At 37.3% G+C, this 21771-nt stretch carries 19 protein-coding genes; 15 read left to right on the top strand and 4 right to left on the bottom strand.

Translation table 11 applies throughout. The features are described 5' to 3' along the window. Positions 1-17: 17 nt before the first annotated feature. Positions 18-209 carry a hypothetical protein gene (locus tag MHB44_RS21105; protein WP_205445955.1) on the top strand — a complete coding sequence of 64 codons (192 nt, stop codon included), beginning with the start codon at positions 18-20 and terminating at the stop codon, positions 207-209. Between the two features lie 18 nt (positions 210-227). Then, positions 228-836 carry an alpha/beta hydrolase gene (locus tag MHB44_RS21100; protein ID WP_341300749.1) on the top strand — a complete coding sequence of 203 codons (609 nt, stop codon included), beginning with the start codon at positions 228-230 and terminating at the stop codon, positions 834-836. A gap of 48 nt (positions 837-884) precedes the next feature. Here MHB44_RS21100 and MHB44_RS21095 read toward each other — a convergent pair whose 3' ends face one another. The 3 genes from MHB44_RS21095 to MHB44_RS21085 all read right to left on the bottom strand — a co-directional run bounded on the left by MHB44_RS21095 (position 885) and on the right by MHB44_RS21085 (position 4760). Then, complete coding sequence (locus MHB44_RS21095; protein ID WP_341300748.1) at positions 885-2996, bottom strand: MMPL family transporter; 2112 nt, start codon at positions 2994-2996, stop codon at positions 885-887. Positions 2997-3101: 105 nt separating this feature from the next. Continuing rightward, complete coding sequence (locus MHB44_RS21090) at positions 3102-4118, bottom strand: inorganic phosphate transporter (protein WP_341300747.1); 1017 nt, start codon at positions 4116-4118, stop codon at positions 3102-3104. Positions 4119-4139: 21 nt separating this feature from the next. After that, on the bottom strand, positions 4140-4760 hold the full coding sequence (locus MHB44_RS21085) for a DUF47 domain-containing protein (RefSeq protein WP_341300746.1): 621 nt from the start codon (positions 4758-4760) through the stop codon (positions 4140-4142). A 294-nt stretch (positions 4761-5054) separates the two neighbouring features. Between MHB44_RS21085 and MHB44_RS21080 the strand changes: the two genes are divergently transcribed. Together MHB44_RS21080 and MHB44_RS21075 are read left to right on the top strand one after the other, a co-directional pair. Then, positions 5055-5741, top strand: coding sequence for an ABC transporter ATP-binding protein (locus MHB44_RS21080; RefSeq protein ID WP_341300745.1), 687 nt, complete (start codon positions 5055-5057; stop codon positions 5739-5741). A 2-nt stretch (positions 5742-5743) separates the two neighbouring features. After that, positions 5744-7054, top strand: coding sequence for an FtsX-like permease family protein (locus MHB44_RS21075; RefSeq protein ID WP_341300744.1), 1311 nt, complete (start codon positions 5744-5746; stop codon positions 7052-7054). Positions 7055-7097: 43 nt separating this feature from the next. On the opposite strand, the gene MHB44_RS21070 is transcribed toward MHB44_RS21075, so the two are convergent. Then, positions 7098-8261 carry an SAM-dependent methyltransferase gene (locus MHB44_RS21070; RefSeq protein ID WP_341300743.1) on the bottom strand — a complete coding sequence of 388 codons (1164 nt, stop codon included), beginning with the start codon at positions 8259-8261 and terminating at the stop codon, positions 7098-7100. Positions 8262-8414: 153 nt separating this feature from the next. Here MHB44_RS21070 and putP point away from each other — a divergent pair, with 153 nt between their 5' ends. From putP to MHB44_RS21015, 11 genes are all read left to right on the top strand, one after another. Then, positions 8415-9902 (top strand): sodium/proline symporter PutP, encoded by a 1488-nt coding sequence (gene putP / locus MHB44_RS21065; RefSeq protein WP_341300742.1) that lies wholly within the window; start codon positions 8415-8417, stop codon positions 9900-9902. 136 nt (positions 9903-10038) lie between these two features. Continuing rightward, positions 10039-11325 (top strand): GTPase HflX, encoded by a 1287-nt coding sequence (gene hflX / locus MHB44_RS21060; RefSeq protein WP_341300741.1) that lies wholly within the window; start codon positions 10039-10041, stop codon positions 11323-11325. A gap of 556 nt (positions 11326-11881) precedes the next feature. Beyond that, entirely contained in the window at positions 11882-13369 is a 1488-nt protein-coding gene (locus tag MHB44_RS21055; RefSeq protein WP_341300740.1) for a peptide MFS transporter, read from the top strand. Between the two features lie 206 nt (positions 13370-13575). Beyond that, positions 13576-14724 (top strand): M20 peptidase aminoacylase family protein, encoded by a 1149-nt coding sequence (locus MHB44_RS21050; RefSeq protein WP_341300739.1) that lies wholly within the window; start codon positions 13576-13578, stop codon positions 14722-14724. Beyond that, on the top strand, positions 14724-15548 hold the full coding sequence (locus MHB44_RS21045) for a GNAT family N-acetyltransferase (protein WP_341300738.1): 825 nt from the start codon (positions 14724-14726) through the stop codon (positions 15546-15548). Before MHB44_RS21050 ends, MHB44_RS21045 begins: the two co-directional genes overlap by 1 nt. Before the next feature lie 22 nt (positions 15549-15570). Then, entirely contained in the window at positions 15571-16689 is a 1119-nt protein-coding gene (gene menC, locus MHB44_RS21040; protein WP_341300737.1) for an o-succinylbenzoate synthase, read from the top strand. 18 nt (positions 16690-16707) lie between these two features. Further along, positions 16708-17760: a hypothetical protein gene (locus tag MHB44_RS21035; protein ID WP_341300736.1), complete on the top strand. Its 1053-nt coding sequence runs from the start codon at positions 16708-16710 to the stop codon at positions 17758-17760. A gap of 266 nt (positions 17761-18026) precedes the next feature. Beyond that, on the top strand, positions 18027-18977 hold the full coding sequence (locus MHB44_RS21030) for an ABC transporter permease (RefSeq protein ID WP_341300735.1): 951 nt from the start codon (positions 18027-18029) through the stop codon (positions 18975-18977). Next, complete coding sequence (locus tag MHB44_RS21025; protein WP_341300734.1) at positions 18970-19923, top strand: iron chelate uptake ABC transporter family permease subunit; 954 nt, start codon at positions 18970-18972, stop codon at positions 19921-19923. Before MHB44_RS21030 ends, MHB44_RS21025 begins: the two co-directional genes overlap by 8 nt. Further along, a complete protein-coding gene (locus MHB44_RS21020; protein ID WP_341300733.1) occupies positions 19920-20681 on the top strand; it encodes an ABC transporter ATP-binding protein in 762 nt (253 codons plus the stop codon). The genes MHB44_RS21025 and MHB44_RS21020 overlap by 4 nt, the downstream gene beginning before the upstream one ends. Positions 20682-20742: 61 nt before the next feature. Continuing rightward, entirely contained in the window at positions 20743-21771 is a 1029-nt protein-coding gene (locus tag MHB44_RS21015; RefSeq protein WP_341300732.1) for a siderophore ABC transporter substrate-binding protein, read from the top strand.

The raw sequence follows: 21771 nt of genomic DNA, 5'->3' as shown, positions 1-21771 counted from the left end.
ACGGGGGATCATGATAGATGAACGGAAAAAAATTAGTGGGAATTGTTATTGTTGTTGTGATTGCGGCATGTTTATTTTCAGTTTATACCATTACTAATTTTTATAAAAATCACGAAGAACAGCCCAATAGTGAAAATCGTGAAATTAATAAGTCAAAGAGCTTGAATTTAATTTTACCTCAGGCTACAATTATCTCGAATTCAAGATAATTGAAAGGTGGGCTGTTCATGCAGCATATTTTTAAAAAGGGCACAGATGAAACAAAACCGACTTTATTGTTGTTACATGGTACAGGTGGTAATGAAGAAAGCTTAATGGGCCTTGCACATGAAATAGATGAGACAGCAACTATATTAAGTGTTCGAGGAAATATACTTGAACAGGGCATGCCGCGATTTTTCCGTCGTTTAGCGGAAGGTGTTTTTGATATAGAGGATTTAATTTTCCGTACAAAGGAATTGAATGACTTTTTACTCACAGCAGCACAGCAATATGGCTTTAATCGTCAGCAAATTGTAGCAATAGGCTATTCAAATGGTGCGAATATTGCAGCAAGCTTATTGTTCCATTATGAGGATGCGCTAGCGGGCGCTATTTTACACCATCCGATGGTGCCAAGACGTGGAATTGAACTGCCAAAGCTTTCCGCTACTCCTGTTTTTATCGGTGCAGGTACAAATGATCCGATGTGTACAGCACAGGAATCTGTGGATTTAGAAACCCTTTTAAGTTCAGCAGGTGCAACGGTAACGACGAAATGGTTTAATTTCGGTCACCAGCTAACAATGCCTGAGGTACAAGCAGCAAAAGAATGGTATAACAGCATCTACGCTTAATTGAAAAATCCGCTTCCTTTTTATTGAAGGAGGCGGATTTTCATTATGTTATTTACTCTTTTTTGAGAAAGGTAGCCACCAGTTCCAATCGCCAAATAGCTTCATGAGACTGGGGACAAGCATCAGACGAATAATCGTTGCATCAATAGCAACAGCAATGGCGATACCCACACCAATTTGCTTTACAGGCATCACATCTGTGAAGGCGAATGCCCCTGTAATAACAATCATAATAAGTGCAGCCGAGGTAATAATACGACTTGTAGAAGTTAATCCATCTACAGTAGCACGTGTATTATCAGCGCCCTTTAAATATTCCTCCTGGATACGAGAAATTAAAAAGACTTCGTAATCCATACTTAAGCCAAACACAAGACAAAAAACAATTACTGGGATAATTAAGACAATTGAACTTGCTTCAATCCCAAAATGTCCATATTGGAAAATATAAACAAGTATCCCAAAGGCAGAGGATAGCCCAATAATATTCATAATAATGGCCTTGAGCGGAATTAAAATAGAGCGAAATGCCAGCATTAAAATAAAGAATGTTGAAATAATGATGATGGCTAGTGCCAACACGATTTTATTGGCAATTTCATCAAATATCTCCTGATTAAATTTAGCAGGTCCGCCAAGTGCAAATTCTACACCTAAATCCTTATCCATCCATGTGCGAGCAAAATCTTGAGCTGTAGTAGAAGAGCCTGCCGCATTGATGGTAATGGGCATAAAGAGCTGTGAACCCTTTGAAAATGTATCCATGAGTGGTTGTAATTGGGCCGCAACCTGTGGAGTGGCTAAAGATGCAGTTAGCTCCTCAGGTGTTTGAATATGAGCGGCCGTATAGATTGTTGAAATCTCACTAACTAGCGAGTCTTTTAATAGCTTCTCCTGGATATCATAAATAAGCTGTCTTCCTTCATCATCCTCCCAGCCTTCTTGTCGTTCAGCTAATAAATAGACAGTAGAGGATTCACCAAGGCCAAATGCTTCATCTAATTGATCATAGGCAGCACGGGCATCATATTTAGTTGGTAAAGAGTCAACCTGTGGAATTGTTAATTGAATATCCTTCAATGGAAGCATACCAACGCCAAGTAATAATAATGCTGCAATCACAATGGCTACAGGATGCTTCATCACAAAGCCTGCAAAGCCACGCCAACGATTTGCCCCACCTGGTTTAACACGTATTAGGCGCCATTTATTCAGTCTATCTCCTAATAGCATCATTGTAGCAGGCAGGAGCGTTAAGCCAGAAAGAACGGCTAATAGGACAACGATTGTGCCTCCTAGGGCGATATTATGGAAAATTTCCACATCAATCACAATCATTGCACCTAAGCCAATCATAACGCAGACGGCAGAGAAAATAATCGAACGTCCAGCTGTTTGAATAGCAATTTGAATGGCTTGGGCAATAGAATTATGTGCCCGCTCCTCACGATAACGATTAATAAACAATAGAGCAAAATCAATGCTTAAGGCAAGACCAAGCATTGGTACAATATTTAAGACGAAAATAGACAGATTTACACTACCGCTAAGTAGCGTCATCATACCGAACGCCGTCACAACAGTTACAACACCAATAATGATGGGTAAAATAGAGGCAATGACTGTACCAAACGCCAATAAGAGCACGACGATAGCAATTGGCAAACCAATGGCCTCAGCAGAAGCTAAATCCTTTTGACTAGCTGTATTAATATCAGCGGAAATAACTGGTCCTCCAGTAATGATAACACCATCTTCTTCAATTAATGAACGGAATTCCTCAACAATGTCAGGAAGGTTCTCCACATCATTTTTTAAATGAACCATTGCATAGGCAATGTCATCTTTCCGTAAAGAGGAGTCTTCTAAAGGTGACTGGATGGAATGGATCTCTTGTACGCTATTTAATTTTTTTAAAGTATCTTCAATTTTCTGATCCTTCGCTGGATCAAAGACAATCAAAATCGTATCAGATGGTAAATCAAAGTTTTCTGCTAGCTCATTTGTCACATAGGTATGATCGGCTTCTACAAAAAAGCCATCGCCCTGAAGTTTGCCTGGAAGCTGTAAAGCAAAATAAGCCATTGCTAGAAAAATAATAAGCCAAATGATGACGATTGCTTTAGCGTATGCTGTGATAAAAGCTGAAAAAGTTTTCATAGTTGATTAAGTATCCCCCTTTTCAATTAGTGTAAAGGATGTGTCATATTTTGTCGTGTGACAAAGTAAAGACTCCTGTCCAACAATTGGATAGGAGTCTTATTGTTAAAAGAATAATGATAATACGAAATAAATAACAGAGGCCATAACGGCTGAAATTGGCATTGTAATAACCCAAGTGGTAACAATCTTGCGAGCCATGCCCCAGTTTACACCACGTACACGCTGTGCAGAACCAACACCCATAATAGATGAAGAAATAACATGTGTTGTGGATACTGGTAAATGAATTAATGTAGCGCCAAAAATTACAGTAGCAGATGCTAAATCTGCTGCAACCCCATTAACAGGACGAATCTTCATAATTTTTCCGCCCACCGTTTTAATAATTTTGTAACCACCTATGGAAGTACCTAATCCCATTGCTGTAGCTGCTGCTGCTCGTACCCAGAAAGGAATTTCATCTCCTGTATGCAAGCCACCAGCAATTAACGCCATTGTCATAATTCCCATTGCTTTTTGAGCATCATTTGTACCATGTGTAAATGATTGAATGGCAGCCGTAAAGATTTGCAATGTACGGAAGCCTTTATTTGTGCGATACAAGTTTAAATTTTTAAACCATAATTTAAAAAGTGTCATCATAATAAAGCCTGCACAAATAGCAAGTAAAGGTGAAAGCACTAATGCTAAAATAATTTTAGTAAAGCCACCATAATTTAAAACATTGAAACCAGCCGATGCAATAGCGGCCCCCGCAATTGAACCAATCAATGTATGTGAAGAACTAGATGGAATACCGAAATACCATGTTAATAAATTCCAAATAATAGCTGAAATTAATGCAGCTAATATAACGACTGAGCCTGTTGTATCTCCTGCAAAGGCATTTAAAGAAAACGGGTCTACAATGTCTTTTGTCAGCGCTTTTGCAACCCCTACAAAGGTAATTGCACCAATAAAATTCATAACTGCTGCCATGATGATTGCCACGCGGGGTGGCAATGCTCTTGTAGAAACCGAAGTTGCAATAGCATTTGCTGTATCATGGAAACCATTGATAAAGTCAAATGTTAGGGCAAAGATGACGACCAATACGGTTAAAATAATGATTGTGTTCATTGTAAAATGCCCATCTCCTAATTATGCGTTACGCATGATAATTGTTTCCATTGTATTTGCTACATTTTGACAATAATCAGCGATATCTTCAAGTTGTTCATATATATCTTTAAATTTAATGATACGAATTGGGTCTTTTTCATTTAAAAACAGTTGTTTAATGGACGAGCGTTGTACTTCATCACATTCACGTTCATAGTCTTTAATAAGAATTGCGTGTGGACGCATGCCAATTAGATTCTTTTTCTTTAACTCCTCTGTTGCTTTCACGATTTCATCGGCACTTTTAGAAATATAGCCTAAGAAAATACGCATAGCTTCGTCAATCTCTGTCAGTGAAAACATCTCAAAGTGCGCAATACAATGCTCTGTACCATCCAACACATCATCCATACGAATGGCAAACTCTAAAATATCCTCTCGCTCAATAGGTGTCATAAACGATTTGTTGAGCATCACAATCAGTTCATGAATAAGCTTATCGCCAGCAGTTTCGTAGTTTTTCATCGTAATGCTAATCTCTTTTAGGTCAGCTACACTGTTAATACGAAAATCATTTGCGTAATGGACAGCCTCTCTCATATTTTCAGCAATTTTATGCAGAGATATAAAGAAAGGGTCCTGTTTTTTTGAGTTAAGCATGTAAATTGAATCCTCCTGGATATAAAAATTAATCAGCTTCTAAACTTTACTATCATAACAAAATCTTTAGGATTTCTACATAAAAAATTTATATTTGACATGAAAATTTACATTCTTGTAATATAAGCTGTTCACAAAATAACAGCAATTAGAGGTATTATATGTAGAATTGAAGAGATAATGTAAATCTGTATGCCTTCTTATTCTTAAGAATATCTTCATTTTTATCCTTCCTCTTTATTAAGAATTGTTTTCTACAATGGAAAATGAATAAGGAAGGGGCGTTTATAAAAAATGATTCAGGTTGAAAACTTACAACATACATTTTTAATTGGAAAAAGAGGGAAGGAAAAACAAGTTCCAGTATTAAAAGGTGTAAACTTTGAGGTTCATAAAGGAGAAATTGTTGCGATTGTAGGGAAAAGTGGATCTGGTAAATCTACTTTATTGCAAACTTTAGCTGGCTTTATGAAGGCTGAGCAGGGGTCAATCAAAGTGAATGGGAAAGAAACAGCCTATCTCAATGAAACAGAAAGTGCTGCATTTCGTTTGCGACAATTTGGCTTTATTTTTCAAAACTTTCAATTGATGCCGGGCTTAACGGCTTTTGAAAATATCGAGCTTCCGTTAAAATTACAGGGCTTACGCAAAGCTATACGGAAAGAAAAGGTGAAGAAATTAATGGACAAGGTTGGCTTAACAGAGGTTGCAGACCATTATCCAAATGAGCTATCAGGTGGTCAGCAGCAACGCGTAAGTATTGCGCGTGCCCTAATTACCAATCCGCCGATATTGCTGGCAGATGAGCCAACAGGAAGTCTGGATTCTGAAACAGAGCAAGATATTTTGCTGCTGATTCAAAGCTTAAATCAAGAATTGGGGCTAACCTTTGTGATGATTACCCATGATGAAGAGGTTGCGACAATAGCACATAGACGCTTCCGTATGTATGATGGGGAACTTGTAAAGGAGGAGGCTTAAGTATGTTATTCAAGGATCAAGTAGATTTTGTGACACAGCATATTAAGAAAAATAAATTACGTGTTTTTATGACGATATTAGCAGCAACAATGGGCTGTGCCTTTTTAATTGTTTTAGCATCAGTTGGCTTTGGCTTACAGGAATCATTACGCAATGAAATTCTTTCAAATGAAACAGTAACAAAAATTCAAGTGTACGGTGATACTACGCAATTGACAGACGATCAAATACAAGAAATAAAAAAAATAGAGCATGTGGAAACAGTGCTCGAAACGATGAACGTTAATGCTGCGGCACATTCATTTTTTGAAGACCGTGATACACATTCAAATGTCACATTGACAGATATGCAGGATTTTGAGCAAGTCAATGGTAAATTAGCAGAAGGTGTCTATCCAACAAAGCCTAATGAAATTATTGTAGGCTACCATTTTGCTCAAACATTATTGAATGAAGAAGACCGCAATGTAATGGCTGAGAAAAGTAAAAAGGCTGAAGCTGAGGGCACTTATTATGATGGAAGAGAAGAAGGCTATAAGGAATCACTCATTGGACAAAAGATTGACTTGTCCTTAGCAACTCATGATGACCCAAATAATGAAACGGAAAAAATGGCCTATACAATTGTTGGTATTATGGAGAAGCCTTCTTATGATTGGATGATTGATAGCTCTATTCATATGGATAAAGCACAAAAGGCAGTATTAGCACAGAGCTTAGCACTGCCAGAGAATGAGCTGTTTTATTCAGAATTTAATATTTTTGCGGATACATTGGAAAATGTAAAGCCAATTTTAGAAACATTAAAAGATAAAGGCTACAGTGTTTATTCAGTGACAGAGCAATTAGAGCAAATGAATGTCTTTTTCCTTGTATTAAAAATTGGTTTGATTTTTGTTGGGACAATTGCGGTATTAATTGCTTCCATAGGTATTTTTAATACAATGACCATGGCTGTTACAGAGCGTACACGTGAAATCGGTGTGTTAAAGGCAATTGGCGCAAGTCCAAAGCTTATCAAACGTCTATTTTTAATGGAAAGTACTTTTATTGGTATTTTAGGAACGCTGATTGCGGTTATTATTTCTTATGCAATCAGTATTACGGCCAATCTAGCATTGCCGTTAATTTTAAAGGCAGCAACAGGTGAGGATGTCTTTGCAACAAATGATATCACATTTTCTCTGATTCCATGGCAGCTAGTAGTGATTGCAGCAGCTATTAGTATTGGAGTAGCGATGATTTCTGGCTATCGCCCAGCACGTAAGGCGACAAAAATTGATGTCATTCAAGCTTTACGACAAGAATTATAAGAAATGGGGGCTCAAAAGCTTTTTGAGCTCCCATTTTATATACCTACTCTAAATAATTCTTTAGCTCATTTGCTAAAAATGGTTGGGCATTTAGAAGTTTTAAAAAGGCATCATAGTTGGTACGTTGTTGTGTAGTGGGCTTTTTACCTGTGCAATAGGCACGAATTAAAATATTTTTTGGTGTATGCTCCATATCAATAAACTCCAATAGCTGTGCCTCATAGCCAACCAATGATAATATTTCTGCTCGAATAGCATCTGTCGCAAGTGCAGCAAAGCGTTCTCGCACAAGCCCGTGCTGTAGCATAATATCGAGAGCAGGTGTATGAAGCTGGCGATTTAGCTCATGTTGACAGCAAGGAACACTTAAAATAACGCTTGCGCCCCACTTAACTGCTCGAGCTAAAGCCATATCTGTAGCCACATCACAGGCATGTAAGGTTACCACCATATCAACAGCAGATTCCTCATTATAATCATTAATATCCCCTACAAGAAATTCAAGCTGATCATAGCCTAAATCCTGTGCAATTTGTGAGCATTCCTCAATTACTTCTTTTTTCAAATCTAAGCCCGTCACACGAATGTCTAAGCCCTTTTCAACTTTCAAATAATGATATAAAGCAAAAGTTAGGTAAGATTTCCCTGAACCAAAATCTAAAATACGCACCTGTCGATCTCGTGGTAAGTAAGCCAAGGCATCATCAATAAATTCAATAAAGCGGTTAATTTGTTTAAACTTATCGTATTTTTGCTTTTTAACCTTTCCTTCCTCCGTTTGTACACCAAGTCGAATTAAAAATGGATAAGGTTGGTCATCAGAGAGTAAATAATTCTTTTTACGATTATGGGTAAGATTGACCTGCTTTGGTGCAGCAGCTTTATCAGATTTCCAAAGCACCTTATTTTTTTTCGATAATTGTACATGTACTTTTTCATCTATAAAATCAATATGGGCTTGACGATAATCCTCAAAAATTGCTTCAAGCTTGACAGGAAAGTTTGTTAAAAGGATATTTTCATGTTTTAAAATCCGTTCATATTGGTATTCCAGTTGTATATGGTAAGCATTTTTAAGCATTAACGGTTTTAATTTAATGCGTTTGATGTCATTGGATTTCATGCGTGGTTGACTGATTGTAGCAGTGACAAGCTGCTGCTGTAAAATTTGCTCAATAAGCTGAGCTTTCATTTCCTCAAATGTCATATATTTTTCGCCTACTTTATTGTGTGATAGATGGCACTAGTTTAACATACTTTACGATAATCGAGACTGTTATAGCTTTGTTAAATATCTTCAGAAGTACATTTATTATCGTAAAAATGGGTGATACTAAACTTACATCAAGGAGGGAAACATATGTCAGACAATATGTATCAATTATTAGCCATTATTATTTATATGGTCGCTATGCTGGCGATTGGTTGGTATGCTTTTGCGAAAACATCCAATTTAACAGACTATATGCTTGGCGGGCGTTCCTTAGGGCCAGCGGTAACAGCGTTAAGTGCAGGAGCAGCGGATATGTCAGGCTGGCTCTTAATGGGCTTACCGGGTGCGATCTTTTTATCAGGGCTTGTAGAGGCATGGATTGCTATTGGTTTAACAATCGGTGCTTATTTAAACTGGCTATTGGTAGCACCAAGGCTGCGAGTGTATACACAGGTTACAAATGATTCGATTACAATTCCCAGTTATTTAGATAGTCGCTTACGTGATCATACAAAACTGATTCGAATTGCTTCGGGAATTATTATTTTAGTGTTTTTCACATTTTATGTATCATCAGGGATGGTTGCAGGGGGCAAGTTTTTCGATAGCTCCTTTGGTTATGATTATCATGCAGGTTTACTAATTGTTTCAGGTGTAGTAGTTGCTTATACATTGTTTGGTGGGTTTTTAGCAGTAAGTTATACAGATTTCTTGCAAGGACTTATTATGTTTTTAGCCCTTATCAGTGTACCAATATTCGGCGTGTTTGTAACAGGTGGACTAGGAGATACAATCACCTCTATTAAAGCAGTTAACCCTGATCATTTGAATTTATTACCTGCTACAGCAACAGCAGCTGGTATTATTTCATCTGTTGCTTGGGGTTTAGGCTATTTTGGCCAGCCACATATTATTGTGCGCTTTATGGCGATTAGCTCTGTAAAGGAAACAAAGCAGGCTCGACGTATCGGGATTGGCTGGATGATATTAAGTCTGTTTGGTGCGATTAGTACGGCATTGGTAGGTGTTGCGTACTATGAGCAAAATGCCGGTGAATTAAAGGATGCTGAAACAGTATTTATTGTAATGGGGCAAATTTTTTTCCATCCATTTATAGCAGGTATTATGCTGGCAGCGATTTTAGCCGCTGTAATGAGTACCATTTCCTCACAATTAATTGTAACGTCCTCAGCGCTTGTTGAGGATATTTATAAGGCTTTATTTAATAAAACAGCAGACGATAAACATTATGTCTTTGCTGGTCGTATGGCTGTACTTGTCGTAGCCATTATCTCCATTATCTTAGCATGGAATCCAGATAATTCAATTTTAGATTTAGTTGGCTTTGCATGGGCAGGCTTTGGTGCTGCATTTGGTCCGATTATCCTGCTGTCCTTATATTGGCGCAAGTTAACGAATTATGGAGCTATTGGCGGCATGATTACAGGTGCTATCACGGCATTTATTTGGGGTAAGGTTGATGCTTTATCCGATGCGCTTTATGAGATTGTACCAGGCTTCTTTGTTTGTTTAATTGTTGCAGTTGTGGTCAGTGTCATAACATACAAACCAAATCCAGAAATTGAAGAGGAATTTAATCGCTCAGAGCAATTATTAAAACAAGAAAGAACATAAACAACGTCAATGCGCCTTACTGAAGAGGCGCATTTTTTGGAAAATAATAATTGTTCATGAATACGAGTAATATATTGTATGGTAAGATAAAGGAAATTTGTTGTAGAGACAGCAAGGCTTTTGTGGGAGGTTGCGAATGGATAGAATGAAAGAAGTCGATGTGTTGATGGAAAAAGCCATATTAGTGGGCGTTAATATACGAAATGATGAGCATTTCGAGTATTCAATGGAGGAGCTGCAAAACTTAGCAGAAGCTTTGCATGTGGAAGTAGTAGGTGTTGTGACACAAAATTTAGAGCGCGTTACGCCATCTCATTATGTGGGCACAGGTAAAATAGAGGAGATTAAAAATTTCTATGAAGAGGCGCAAGCAAATCTTGTCATTTTTAATGATGAGCTATCTCCTTCGCAAATTCGTAATTTAGAGCGCGATTTAGCGGCAAAAGTGATTGATCGTACGATGCTAATTTTAGATATTTTTGGACGACGCGCAAAAACGCGTGAGGCACAGATGCAGGTGGAATTAGCACAGCTACAATATATGCTGCCACGTTTAGTGGGCTTGCATGCGTCTCTAAGCCGTCAAGGAGGAGGAACTGGGGGCGGCTTTAAAAACCGTGGTGCTGGTGAAACGAAGCTTGAGCTGGACCGACGAAAAATTGAGGATCAGATTGCAAAGATAAAGAAAGATCTTGAGCATGTCCAAGAGCAACGTGACACCCAACGTAAACAGCGCCGTAAAAATGCATTGCCCATTGTCTCAATTGTAGGTTATACAAATGCTGGTAAATCAACAATCATGAACCAGTTACTTACACAAATTGGACAAGAAGAGCATAAACAAGTCTTTGAGAAGGATATGCTCTTTGCTACATTGGAAACCTCTGTACGTCAAATAGAGCTACCTGATAAAAAGACTTTTCTATTAACAGATACAGTCGGCTTCGTCAGTAAACTACCACATCATTTAGTAAAGGCATTCCGCTCTACATTAGAAGAGGCGCGAGATGCAGACCTTTTACTTCATGTTGTCGATGTTTCAAATGCTGAGCATGGCTTTATGATGGATGTAACAAATGAAACATTAAAAGCAGTTGGTGTTGAAGCCATTCCCACTGTTTATGTCTACAATAAGGCCGATATAGCGAATATGCCGTATCCTGTAGTCAGCGGTGATAATATCTGGATTTCCGCCAAGCAAGGGGTAGGTTTAGAGGAGCTCTTACAGCTAATCCGTCAGCATATTTTCTCTGATTATGTCACATGTGAGATGTTAATACCCTATGACCAAGGCAATGTTGTTTCCTATTTGAATGAGCATGCCTCTGTGCATCAAACAGCATATGAAGAGAATGGTACATGGCTTTCACTTGAACTAAAGCAAGCAGACTACACAAAATATCAACATTATGTTGTGAACTAACCAAAGAAGCTGTCTAAAAAGACATGTTGAGATAGCTCCTTTGTCACCATCATAGAGATATCCAATTTTAATGGAAGTTTAGGCTAATTAGAAAGAGAACTCTTTCTAGTTAGCCTTCTTTATTTTGTGAAGGAAATAACAAAATGTCTCGGTATTTACTTGTGTATAGAGAATAAAATTTAGGCTTGTGGATAACTTAAACATATGAGCGCATTTGTTTTTAAAGAAAGATTAGAAGCTAATGAGCCTGTATTATAGCGGCAATAATATAAATAGTTATAAATCTGATTTTTTTATATTTTAGAATAATTTAATGATTGCCAGTTATTTTTTCTTTATTAAAGAGTGAGAAAACTTAGATATATCAAAGGATTAAATATTTTTTAAAAAAATCAATCAGAATTTATAGAAAAATGATAAATTTTCAACATTTTTTAAAACTCTTGCTAAAGTTTAAAAAAGACTTTAGTATGATGAAACAAAGTTTTTCATCCTTAAAATAGGGTGAATATATTTTTTTGAAATAATTATATTAAAAATCAGGAGAGGGTATTGTATGTCTAGTAAAGATGAAGTGGTAAAATCCGTCCCTCAAAAGGGCTTTGTTGGACACCCTAAAGGGCTCTTTACTTTATTTTTCACAGAATTTTGGGAACGTTTTTCCTATTATGGGATGCGCGCCATTCTCATTTTCTTTATGTATTATGAACTCAATGAAGGTGGATTAGGCTTAGAGCGAGGAACAGCGAATTCGATTATGGCCATTTACGGTTCACTCGTTTATATGTCTGGTATTATAGGTGGTTGGATTGCTGACCGAGTTTTAGGAACACGTAGAACTATTTTTTATGGTGGCGTATTAATTATGATTGGTCACCTACTGTTAGCACTGCCAGGTGGTGTGACGATGCTCTTTGCCTCAATGGCATTTATCGTTATGGGGACTGGTTTATTAAAACCAAATGTTTCAAGTATTGTTGGGGACATTTATGCGGAAACAGACAGTCGTCGTGATGCAGGTTTTTCAATTTTCTATATGGGTATTAATATGGGCGCATTTATTGCACCATTTATTGTCGGAACAATTGGACAAAAGTACAGCTTCCATCTTGGTTTTGGTTTAGCAGCACTTGGGATGCTAATTGGTTTAATTATTTATAAAATGACTGAGAAAAAATATTTAGGCTTAGCAGGGTTGCAAGTGAATAACCCTTTGAAGCCTGGAGAACGCAAAAAAATATTTACACAATTTGGAATTATAGCGCTTCTTATCATTATTTTAGGCGTTGTAGGTATTAAAACAGGTACATTAACCATGAATGTATTTAGTTTAATCATTACGACTTTAGGTGTGTTAATTCCCACTGTGTTCTTTATCTATATGTATCGTAGTAAAAAAACAACAAAAGATGAAAAATCACGCCTGCTTGCCTATATTCCATTGTTTTTAGCAGCGGTTATGTTCTGGGCTATTCAAGAGCAAGGGGCAACAATTTTAGCAACCTATGCAGATGAACGCACACAATTAAGCATTGGCAATTTCCAACTTCAATCTTCGTGGTTCCAATCGCTAAATCCATTGTTTATCATCACATTGGCACCTTTATTTGCGATGCTATGGTTAAAATGGGGAGATAAGCAACCAACAACGCCACGTAAGTTTTCCTATTCGCTATTCTTTGCAGGTTTATCATTCTTAGTTATGATGATTCCGGCACACTTATCTGGTGGAGAAACATTAGTAAGCCCATGGTGGCTAGTACTGTCATTCTTCTTGGTAGTTGTTGGTGAGTTATTATTATCACCAGTCGGTTTATCTGCTACGACAAAATTGGCGCCACAAGCCTTTGCAGCACAAACAATGTCATTATGGTTTTTAACAAGTGCAGCAGCACAAGCTATTAATGCACAGCTTGTAAGGATTTATGAAGTAGTAAGTGAATTCACTTATTTTGGTTTTTTAGGATCACTATCCATCGTGATTGGCATCATTTTATTAATCATTTCACCGATTATTTCAAAAGCGATGCGAGGCATTAACTAACAATATGATGTAAGTATAGTCTTCTTGAAGACTGGACTTACATCTTTTTTATGTTGTTATGAACCCCCCTAACGATTAAATTTCGGCATGAATATTATATTTTAAGTAGTTATTTTGTTGAATAAGGGTATAAGTTTTTATGTAGAACATTATTATTTTCGTTATAATAATCTTAATAATATGAAAATTTAGGGGGGATGAATGTCATGAAAGAAGAGTTGAATCGTTTAAGGCCAAGGTTAATGGAGATTTTTGCACATTTACATGCCTATCCAGAAATTAGCTGGCATGAGATAGAAACAACCAATTATATATTTGATTTATTAACACAAGAAGGGTTTTCACCTCAACGTTTTAAAAATTCTACAGGGCTTTATGTTGATGTCGGACATGGGACTCCAAGAGTGGGGTTACGAACAGATATCGATGCATTATGGCAAGAGGTTGATGGTACTTTTCGGGCAAACCATTCCTGTGGACATGATGGGCATATGACAATGGCCATTGGTACGCTATTACTTTTAAAGGAGCAAAAATCATCATTTAATGGAACAATCCGTGTTATTTTCCAGCCTGCTGAAGAAAAGGGAACAGGGGCATTAGCTGTTTTAGAAGAAGGCGTGATTGATGATTTGGACTTTTTATTTGGTGTTCATGTAAGACCTGTTCATGAACTGGAGGATGGTACATACTGTGCTGCCTTATATCATGGAGCTTCTCGTTTACTTGAAGGAGAAATTATTGGAGAGGATGCTCATGCTGCAAGACCACATCTTGGTGTCAATGCAATTGAAGTCGGTGCAACCATTATTGAAGACCTACGAACAATTCACACAGACCCAATGGTTCCTGTCTCTATTAAAATGACAAAATTCCAAGCTGGGGGAGAATCAGGCAATATAATTCCTGGCAATGCCTCGTTTACAATTGATATACGTGCACAGCAAAATAATGTAATGGACGATTTAGCACAAGGAGTAAAGCGTGTTATTGATTCTGCTAAGATTTTGCATAAGGTGCAAATCGATTTACGCACCGTAGCAAATATCGTGGCGGCTGAGGTTGATGCAAGTGCACAATATATTATGGAGCAGGCAATTATACAGGCAGCAGGATTATCAAATTTAAGAAAGCCTGTACACACACCGGGAGGAGAGGATTTTCATCACTATGCAGTGAAGAGACCTCGTGTGAAAACGACCATGTTAGGCTTAGGCTGTGGCTTAACACCAGGGCTACATCATCCAAAAATGAGATTTAAACAGGCTAGACTTGTTACAGGTGTTGAAATTCTTACCAAAGCAGTGCTGCTAGCATTAGAATCAGGAGCACATACGAAGGAGGCGTCGGCATAATGTTAGAAAAAGTGCGTATTCATAAAATCATGACACCTATAGAGATTGCAGAAGTACAAAAGTTAAATGCTGAGATATGGGGAACCCAAGCTATACCCTCCCATCAATTATTGGCTGCTGTACAAAATGGCGGTTTAGTACTGGGTGTTTATTTAGAAGAACAGCTTATTGGCTTTAACTATTGCTTTGTTGGCTACCAAGATGGAGAAATGTACTTACATTCACACATGATTGGTGTAGAGAAAGCATATCGTGAACAAGGTGTAGGTGAGTTATTGAAGCACGCACAACAAGAATATGCAAAAGAGCATGGTTTTCAACTAATTCGTTGGTTAATTGATCCATTAGAAGCGCATTTAGCCAATCTAGCATTTTTCAAGCTCAATACAATTAGTTATCACTATAATATAGATTATTATGGCGCGCTACAGGATGATTTTAATGAAGGACTCCCGTCCGATAGACTAGTCATTGAATGGTGGATTGAGCGTGAACGAGGGACAGATAGCTTGGATGAACTAGAGGAACTTGCGCAGGAAATTGTACCGTGGACATTAACGGTTGATGGCTTGCCTGTGCTTGATGTGGATAATACGTTTCAGCTAAAACAATCCTTTTATAGAGATGCCTATTTATTGCCAATACCTCAATATTTACAAAAAATGAAAGTCGAGAGCCCAAAGCTTGCAGAGGATTGGCGTTATAAGGTACGAACAATTCTAACAACATTATTCAACCAAAATTATGCAATTGTACGCATGAAAAAGCATCCTGAATATGTCCACAGCTATCTATTAGTTAGACGCTCCTTATTAGCTTTATAATAAAGAGTAGGGAGTGACCACTGTGAAATTAACAGAAATAACATTGAGGCACTTAAAAATGCCGATGAAAGCACCATTTGCAACGAGCTTCGGTACAGTTGCTGAAAAAGAGCTGTTATTAATAGAGGCAATGGATGAATCAGGTATAACAGGATGGGGAGAAACAGTTGCTTTTGTAGCACCTTGGTATACAGAGGAAACCGTACAGACAACATGGCATATGTTGAAGGACTTTTTGATACCCATCTTGTTACATAAAGAGATCAAGCATCCTGATGAGGTATCTGCATTATTTGCCTCTATTCGCCGCAATTGCATGGCAAAAGCTTCAATTGAAGGTGCTGTATGGGATATTTATGCCCAACAAACAAAGCAATCTCTTGCACAGGCTTTAGGCGGAAACAAGCAACGCATTGAGGTTGGAGTAAGTGTAGGTATCCAATCATCTACGGCTAAATTAATCGAGCAAATAAAGGAACATATGCATAATGGCTATAAACGGGTGAAGGTAAAAATTAAACCTGATTATGATGTTGAGGTGGTACGAGCTATACGTACTGAACTACCACATCTTCCTCTAATGGTTGATGCTAATTCAGCCTATACATTGAACGATATAAATATATTGCAGCAGCTTGATGCCTATAATTTATTAATGATTGAACAGCCGCTAGCGACTGATGATATTGTTGACCATGCCACATTGCAAAAGCAGTTACAAACGCCTATTTGTCTCGATGAAAGCATTACGTCTGTGGAGGATGCTAGGAAGGCCATTGAGCTTGGCAGCTGTGGTGTAATCAATATTAAGATTGGACGAGTAGGCGGCTTAACAGAGGCAAAACGGATTCATGATTTATGTCAGAACAACCATATCCCTGTATGGTGTGGCGGTATGCTAGAAGCAGGCATCGGACGAGCACATAATATTGCCCTAACATCGCTTAGTAATTTTGTTTTGCCTGGAGATACTGCGGGCTCTAGTCATTATTGGTATGAGGATATTATTGTGCCAGAAGTAAAGGCAATAAACGGTTATATTGATGTGCCCCAATCAGCGGGTATTGGTTATGCACCTAATCGAGCTGTTATTGATAAACTAACGATTAGTACAGAGGTTTATCGATCATCAATCATATAAAAACGAGGAGAGAACTGCTTGAAAAAAAGCTTGCAAATCGGTGGTGCCTATGTAGGAATTATCGTTGGTGCAGGATTTGCCTCTGGGCAGGAGATTATTCTGTATTTTACAAGCTTTGGTCTTAAAGGGGTCTACGGTGCATTATTAGCGGCTTTTGGCTTTTCACTTGTTGGTATGTGCATTGCTCAGGTTAGCTCAAGGTTACGCACAACATCCCATAAGGATTTGATTTATCAAATTTCCGGGAATTTTATGGGCTTTTTATTAGACCTTCTATTATCAATTTTCTTATTTGGGGTTGCGGTCATTATGTTTGCTGGAGCAGGGGCAACCCTTCAGCAAATGTTTGGGCTACCCGTTTGGCTAGGGAGTATTTGCATGGTTGTGCTGACTGTAGCTACGGTTATGCTGAATGTAAAAAGTATTATTAATATAATCGCACTTGCCACGCCCTATTTGCTAACGATTGTCTCTATTATTGCCATCTATGCAATTGCTACGATGGACCTTACTTTTGTGGAGCAGGCAGTTATTGCACAGCAGACTCAAATTAGCACGAATAGTTGGTGGCTTACTGCTTTATTATATATGGCCTTTAATATAGGAGTGAGCTTTTCACTTCTCACGGTGATGTGTGGGGCAGTACGCAATGAAAAGGTGGCTGGAATAGGTGGTGTTATAGGTGGCATTTTGTTAGGTGCGTTAATTTTGCTTATTCATTTATCATTGCTTGCGAAAATGAATATTGTCATTGGCTTAGATATTCCAATGCTAGCGTTAGCAAATGAAATTCATCCAATCGTTGGACTGTTGATGACACTCTCTCTTTTAGGCATGATTTATAATACTGCGGTGGGCATGCTCTATTCATTTATAGTGAGATTTATTGAACCTAGTAGATCAAATTTTAAACGAGCTGCAATTTTTCTAGGAGGTCTAGGCTTTCTAGCAAGTCTAGTAGGTTTTACGACACTTGTTTCAAGACTTTATGCCGTGATGGGTTATGTAGGGCTAGTGTTAATTATCTTTATTGTTGCAGCATGGTTAAGAGGAATAAAAAGAATTATATGATTAGTAAAAGATAGTTGAGAAAATTCGTTTGTTCTCAACTATCTTTTTTAAATGATAAATTAATTAACTTCGAAAGGCTAACGAAATTACGAAGATTTTGTCGATAATACGTCTTTTTAAGAAACTCTCAAATAAAGCGAGAATAATTCTCATTTGTTGGTTGACTGAGAATGAAAACATGCTTATAATGAGAATCGTGAGTAATGATAATCATTTTCACTGAAAGTACATTGCACACAAAAATGAAATCTACCGGGGATTACATAATGAAAATAAGATATCTTTTAACAGCAACGATTGTGTTGTCTATTGTATCGCTATTTATTGGTGTAGCCGATATTAAGCCGAGCGATCTATTAGACTTCCACTCAGAAGAAACGAGACTATTCTTAATTAGTCGTGTACCTAGACTTGTGGCAATTTTGCTGGCAGGTGCGGGTATGAGTATTGCTGGTTTAATTATGCAAAGCTTAAGTAGGAATAAATTCGTATCGCCAACAACAGCAGGTACTTTAGATGCCACTAGATTAGGTGTTTTGATTTCGATGATGTTTTTTACAAATGTCACGTATTTTCAAAAAATTTCCTTCGCTTTCATATTTGCTTTAGCCGGCACACTATTATTTATGCAAATATTAAATCGAATTAAGTTTAAAGATGCGATCTTTATACCACTTATCGGCTTAATGTACGGTAATATTTTATCGTCTGTTACAACTTTTTTTGCGTATAAGGCGAATATTATCCAAAACATTTCTGCATGGTTACAAGGAGATTTCTCATTAATCATGAAAGGTCGTTATGAACTGTTATACATAAGTGTACCAGTGCTTATTTTAGCTTACATTTATGCAAATCGCTTTACAGTCGCTGGAATGGGAGAGGATTTTGCAAAAAATCTTGGGTTATCCTATAAATTTGTCCTGAATTTAGGGTTAGTGCTAGTAGCATTGATCTCAACAACAGTAGTGCTAACAGTTGGCGTGATACCTTTCCTTGGTTTAATCATTCCAAATATTGTTTCACTGTTTAGAGGCGATAATTTAGCAAAAACATTGCCGCATACAGCGTTGCTCGGCATGTCCTTCTTGTTATTTTGCGATATTTTAGGGCGTGTGCTTATTTTCCCATATGAGATACCAATTAGTATGACGGTTGGTGTTATCGGAAGTGCGATCTTCCTATTCATGTTGTTTAGGGGGAGAGCATATGCGTAATCGTACAAGAATGTTGATTTTAGTAGGACTAGCAATGGTATTTATTTTACTGTATGTATTTTATCAGTTAAACGGAAATTATCATTATGCATTTCCACGTCGCTTAATGAAAGTATTGGCGATGGGTTTAACAGGTATAGCGATTGCTTATTCGACAGTTGTTTTCCAAACGATTACACATAATCGTATTTTAACACCAAGTGTTATGGGACTTGATTCTTTGTATATGATGATCCAAACACTAATCTATTTTTTCCTTGGCTCGACATCTATCTTGGTTATTAATGTTCACTACAATTTCTTAGTAGCAGTTATGGCTATGGTCGTATTCGCATTGCTTTTCTACCGAATATTGTTTAAAGAAGGCAAGCGCCCAATTCATTTTTTACTGCTTGTGGGTATGATTGTTGGTACATTTTTAGGTAGCATTACGACATTTCTTCAAGTGTTGATTGATCCTAATGAATTTTTAGGCTTACAAAGTAAAATGTTTGCAAGCTTTAATAATGTCAATTCTGATTTAATTTGGCCAGCAGGTATTATTATTGTGCTAGCGTTTATCTATGGTTGGCGTCATATGAATCAATTAGATGTGATGTCTTTAGGGCGAGATACAGCGATTAATTTAGGTGTACCATACGATAAATTAGTACAGCGTATGTTAATTTTAGCATCTATACTTATTGCTGTTTCCACAGCGCTTGTTGGTCCAATTACATTCTTTGGTTTAATCGTTGCCAATCTATCGTATCAATATTTTAAAACATACAAGCATTCTATATTGATTGCTGGTGCCTGTGTGATGAGTATTATTGCTTTAGTCGGTGGACAGTGGATGGTTGAGCGAGTTTTCAGCTTCAATACGACACTTAGCGTTATTATTAACTTTGTTGGTGGAGTATACTTCATCTACTTATTATTAAAAGAAAGTAGGTCATCAGGATGATTCAAGTCAAAGAGATTACCAAGTTTTTTGGGAAAAAACCTGTTGTTCAAGATGTAAGCGTTGATATTGCTTCTGGAAAGATTACCTCATTTATTGGACCGAATGGTGCAGGGAAATCGACACTACTTTCGATGGTAAGCCGATTATTAAATGCTGATACTGGCGAGGTGCTACTCGATAAGGCAGATGTGCGTCGTTGGAAATCAGATGATTTTGCGAAACGAGTATCTATTTTAAAGCAATCTAACTTTATGAATGTACGTTTAACGATTCGTGAACTTGTATCGTTTGGACGTTTTCCATATTCAAAAGGAAATCTCAAACCAGAAGATGAAGAAAAGGTTGACGAAGCTATTCACTATATGAATTTACGGGAGATTCAACACAGCTTCTTAGATGAGTTATCGGGTGGTCAACGTCAACGTGCCTTTATTGCAATGGTTATTGCGCAGGATACTGAATATATATTACTAGACGAGCCGCTCAATAACTTAGATATGAAGCACTCTGTACAGATTATGAAAATTTTACGCAAGTTAGTTGATGAGTTAGGGAAAACCGTTGTCATTGTGTTACATGATATTAATTTTGCTTCTGTCTACTCAGATCATATTGTGGCATTAAAAGATGGACGTGTTGTGAGAAACGGTCCTACAAATGACATTATTAACTCACATGCCTTAAAGGAAATCTATGATATGGATATTCCTGTTCAAGAGCAAGATGGCTGTAGAATTTGTGTTTATTTTAATTCTTAAAGGTAGTAACAGATGGAATAACCATCCATTAACTATATAAAAGGAAAAGGAGAAAGTTTAAATGAAAAAGTGGAAATTACTTACGGTTTTAATGGCAATGATGCTATTAGTATTAGCTGCTTGTAGCTCTAAGGAAGAATCAAAAGAAGAAGATAAAGGTGATGATTCAGCTGCTAAGCCAGCAGAGGAGCAAAGCGAAGAGTCTTCAATCTTCCCATTAACAATTCCAGGTAGCACAATTGAAGGACGCGATGGTAGCACTACTTTTGAGGAAGTAACACTTGATAAAGTTCCAGAAAAAGTGGTTGTGTTTGATAACGGTTTCCTAGATACTTTAGATGCTTTAGGTGTTGAACCTACCGCTGTTGTACAAGGATCATTACCAAAATATTTAAGTAAATTTGAAGATAGCAAATATATAAACGCTGGTACATTATTTGAGCCTGATTATGAAAAATTATCTGAAATCAACCCAGATATTATTTTCATCTCTGGTCGTGCATCAGCAGCATATGCTGAATTATCTAAAATTGCACCTACAGTATATGTTGGTGTAGATAATACAAACTTCTTAGAATCATTTGAAACGAATGTAGAATTAGCAGGTAAAATTTTCGGTAAAGAGCAAGAAGCAGCAGATGCACTTGCTGACTATGAAGCAAAAGTAGAGGAAGTAAAAGGTAAAGCAACTGCATCAGAAGAAAAAGCATTAATCGTATTAGGAAATGAAGGTTCATTATCTGTATTTGGCCCTGGTTCACGTTTTGGTGTTGTTCATGATGTATTTGGTGTAAAAGCTGTAGCTGAAGCTGATGGCTTTAAAATTGACTCACATGGTGATAATGCAAGCTTTGAGTTTGTACGTGAGAAAAATCCAGATATTTTATTCGTAGTTGACCGTGACGCAGTAGTAAGCGAAAATGGTGAATCTGGTACAAAAGCTGCAATCGAAAATGAAATCGTAAGTGCAACAAATGCAATTAAAAATGGTAAAGTATTCTACCTAGACCCAGAAGTTTGGTATCTTTCTGGCGGTGGTTTACAATCAGAATCGTTAAAAGCTGACGATGTGTTAAAGGCGTTTAACTAA

It is taken from the genome of Lysinibacillus sp. FSL H8-0500 (genome assembly GCF_038051955.1).
In the GTDB taxonomy this organism is placed as follows: domain Bacteria; phylum Bacillota; class Bacilli; order Bacillales_A; family Planococcaceae; genus Lysinibacillus; species Lysinibacillus macroides.
The sequence above is the reverse complement of the archived record's forward strand: the minus strand, read 5'-3'. Positions and strand labels throughout refer to the sequence as shown.

Excerpts from the sequence above, each read along its gene's own strand:
- MHB44_RS21105 (WP_205445955.1), top strand. The coding sequence starts at position 18 with ATGAACGGAAAAAAATTAGTGGGAATTGTTATTGTTGTTGTGATTGCG.
- MHB44_RS21100 (WP_341300749.1), top strand. The coding sequence starts at position 228 with ATGCAGCATATTTTTAAAAAGGGCACAGATGAAACAAAACCGACTTTA.
- MHB44_RS21095 (WP_341300748.1), bottom strand. The coding sequence starts at position 2,996 with ATGAAAACTTTTTCAGCTTTTATCACAGCATACGCTAAAGCAATCGTC.
- MHB44_RS21090 (WP_341300747.1), bottom strand. The coding sequence starts at position 4,118 with ATGAACACAATCATTATTTTAACCGTATTGGTCGTCATCTTTGCCCTA.
- MHB44_RS21085 (WP_341300746.1), bottom strand. The coding sequence starts at position 4,760 with ATGCTTAACTCAAAAAAACAGGACCCTTTCTTTATATCTCTGCATAAA.
- MHB44_RS21080 (WP_341300745.1), top strand. The coding sequence starts at position 5,055 with ATGATTCAGGTTGAAAACTTACAACATACATTTTTAATTGGAAAAAGA.
- MHB44_RS21075 (WP_341300744.1), top strand. The coding sequence starts at position 5,744 with ATGTTATTCAAGGATCAAGTAGATTTTGTGACACAGCATATTAAGAAA.
- MHB44_RS21070 (WP_341300743.1), bottom strand. The coding sequence starts at position 8,261 with ATGACATTTGAGGAAATGAAAGCTCAGCTTATTGAGCAAATTTTACAG.
- putP (WP_341300742.1), top strand. The coding sequence starts at position 8,415 with ATGTCAGACAATATGTATCAATTATTAGCCATTATTATTTATATGGTC.
- hflX (WP_341300741.1), top strand. The coding sequence starts at position 10,039 with ATGGATAGAATGAAAGAAGTCGATGTGTTGATGGAAAAAGCCATATTA.
- MHB44_RS21055 (WP_341300740.1), top strand. The coding sequence starts at position 11,882 with ATGTCTAGTAAAGATGAAGTGGTAAAATCCGTCCCTCAAAAGGGCTTT.
- MHB44_RS21050 (WP_341300739.1), top strand. The coding sequence starts at position 13,576 with ATGAAAGAAGAGTTGAATCGTTTAAGGCCAAGGTTAATGGAGATTTTT.
- MHB44_RS21045 (WP_341300738.1), top strand. The coding sequence starts at position 14,724 with ATGTTAGAAAAAGTGCGTATTCATAAAATCATGACACCTATAGAGATT.
- MHB44_RS21030 (WP_341300735.1), top strand. The coding sequence starts at position 18,027 with ATGAAAATAAGATATCTTTTAACAGCAACGATTGTGTTGTCTATTGTA.
- MHB44_RS21025 (WP_341300734.1), top strand. The coding sequence starts at position 18,970 with ATGCGTAATCGTACAAGAATGTTGATTTTAGTAGGACTAGCAATGGTA.
- MHB44_RS21020 (WP_341300733.1), top strand. The coding sequence starts at position 19,920 with ATGATTCAAGTCAAAGAGATTACCAAGTTTTTTGGGAAAAAACCTGTT.
- MHB44_RS21015 (WP_341300732.1), top strand. The coding sequence starts at position 20,743 with ATGAAAAAGTGGAAATTACTTACGGTTTTAATGGCAATGATGCTATTA.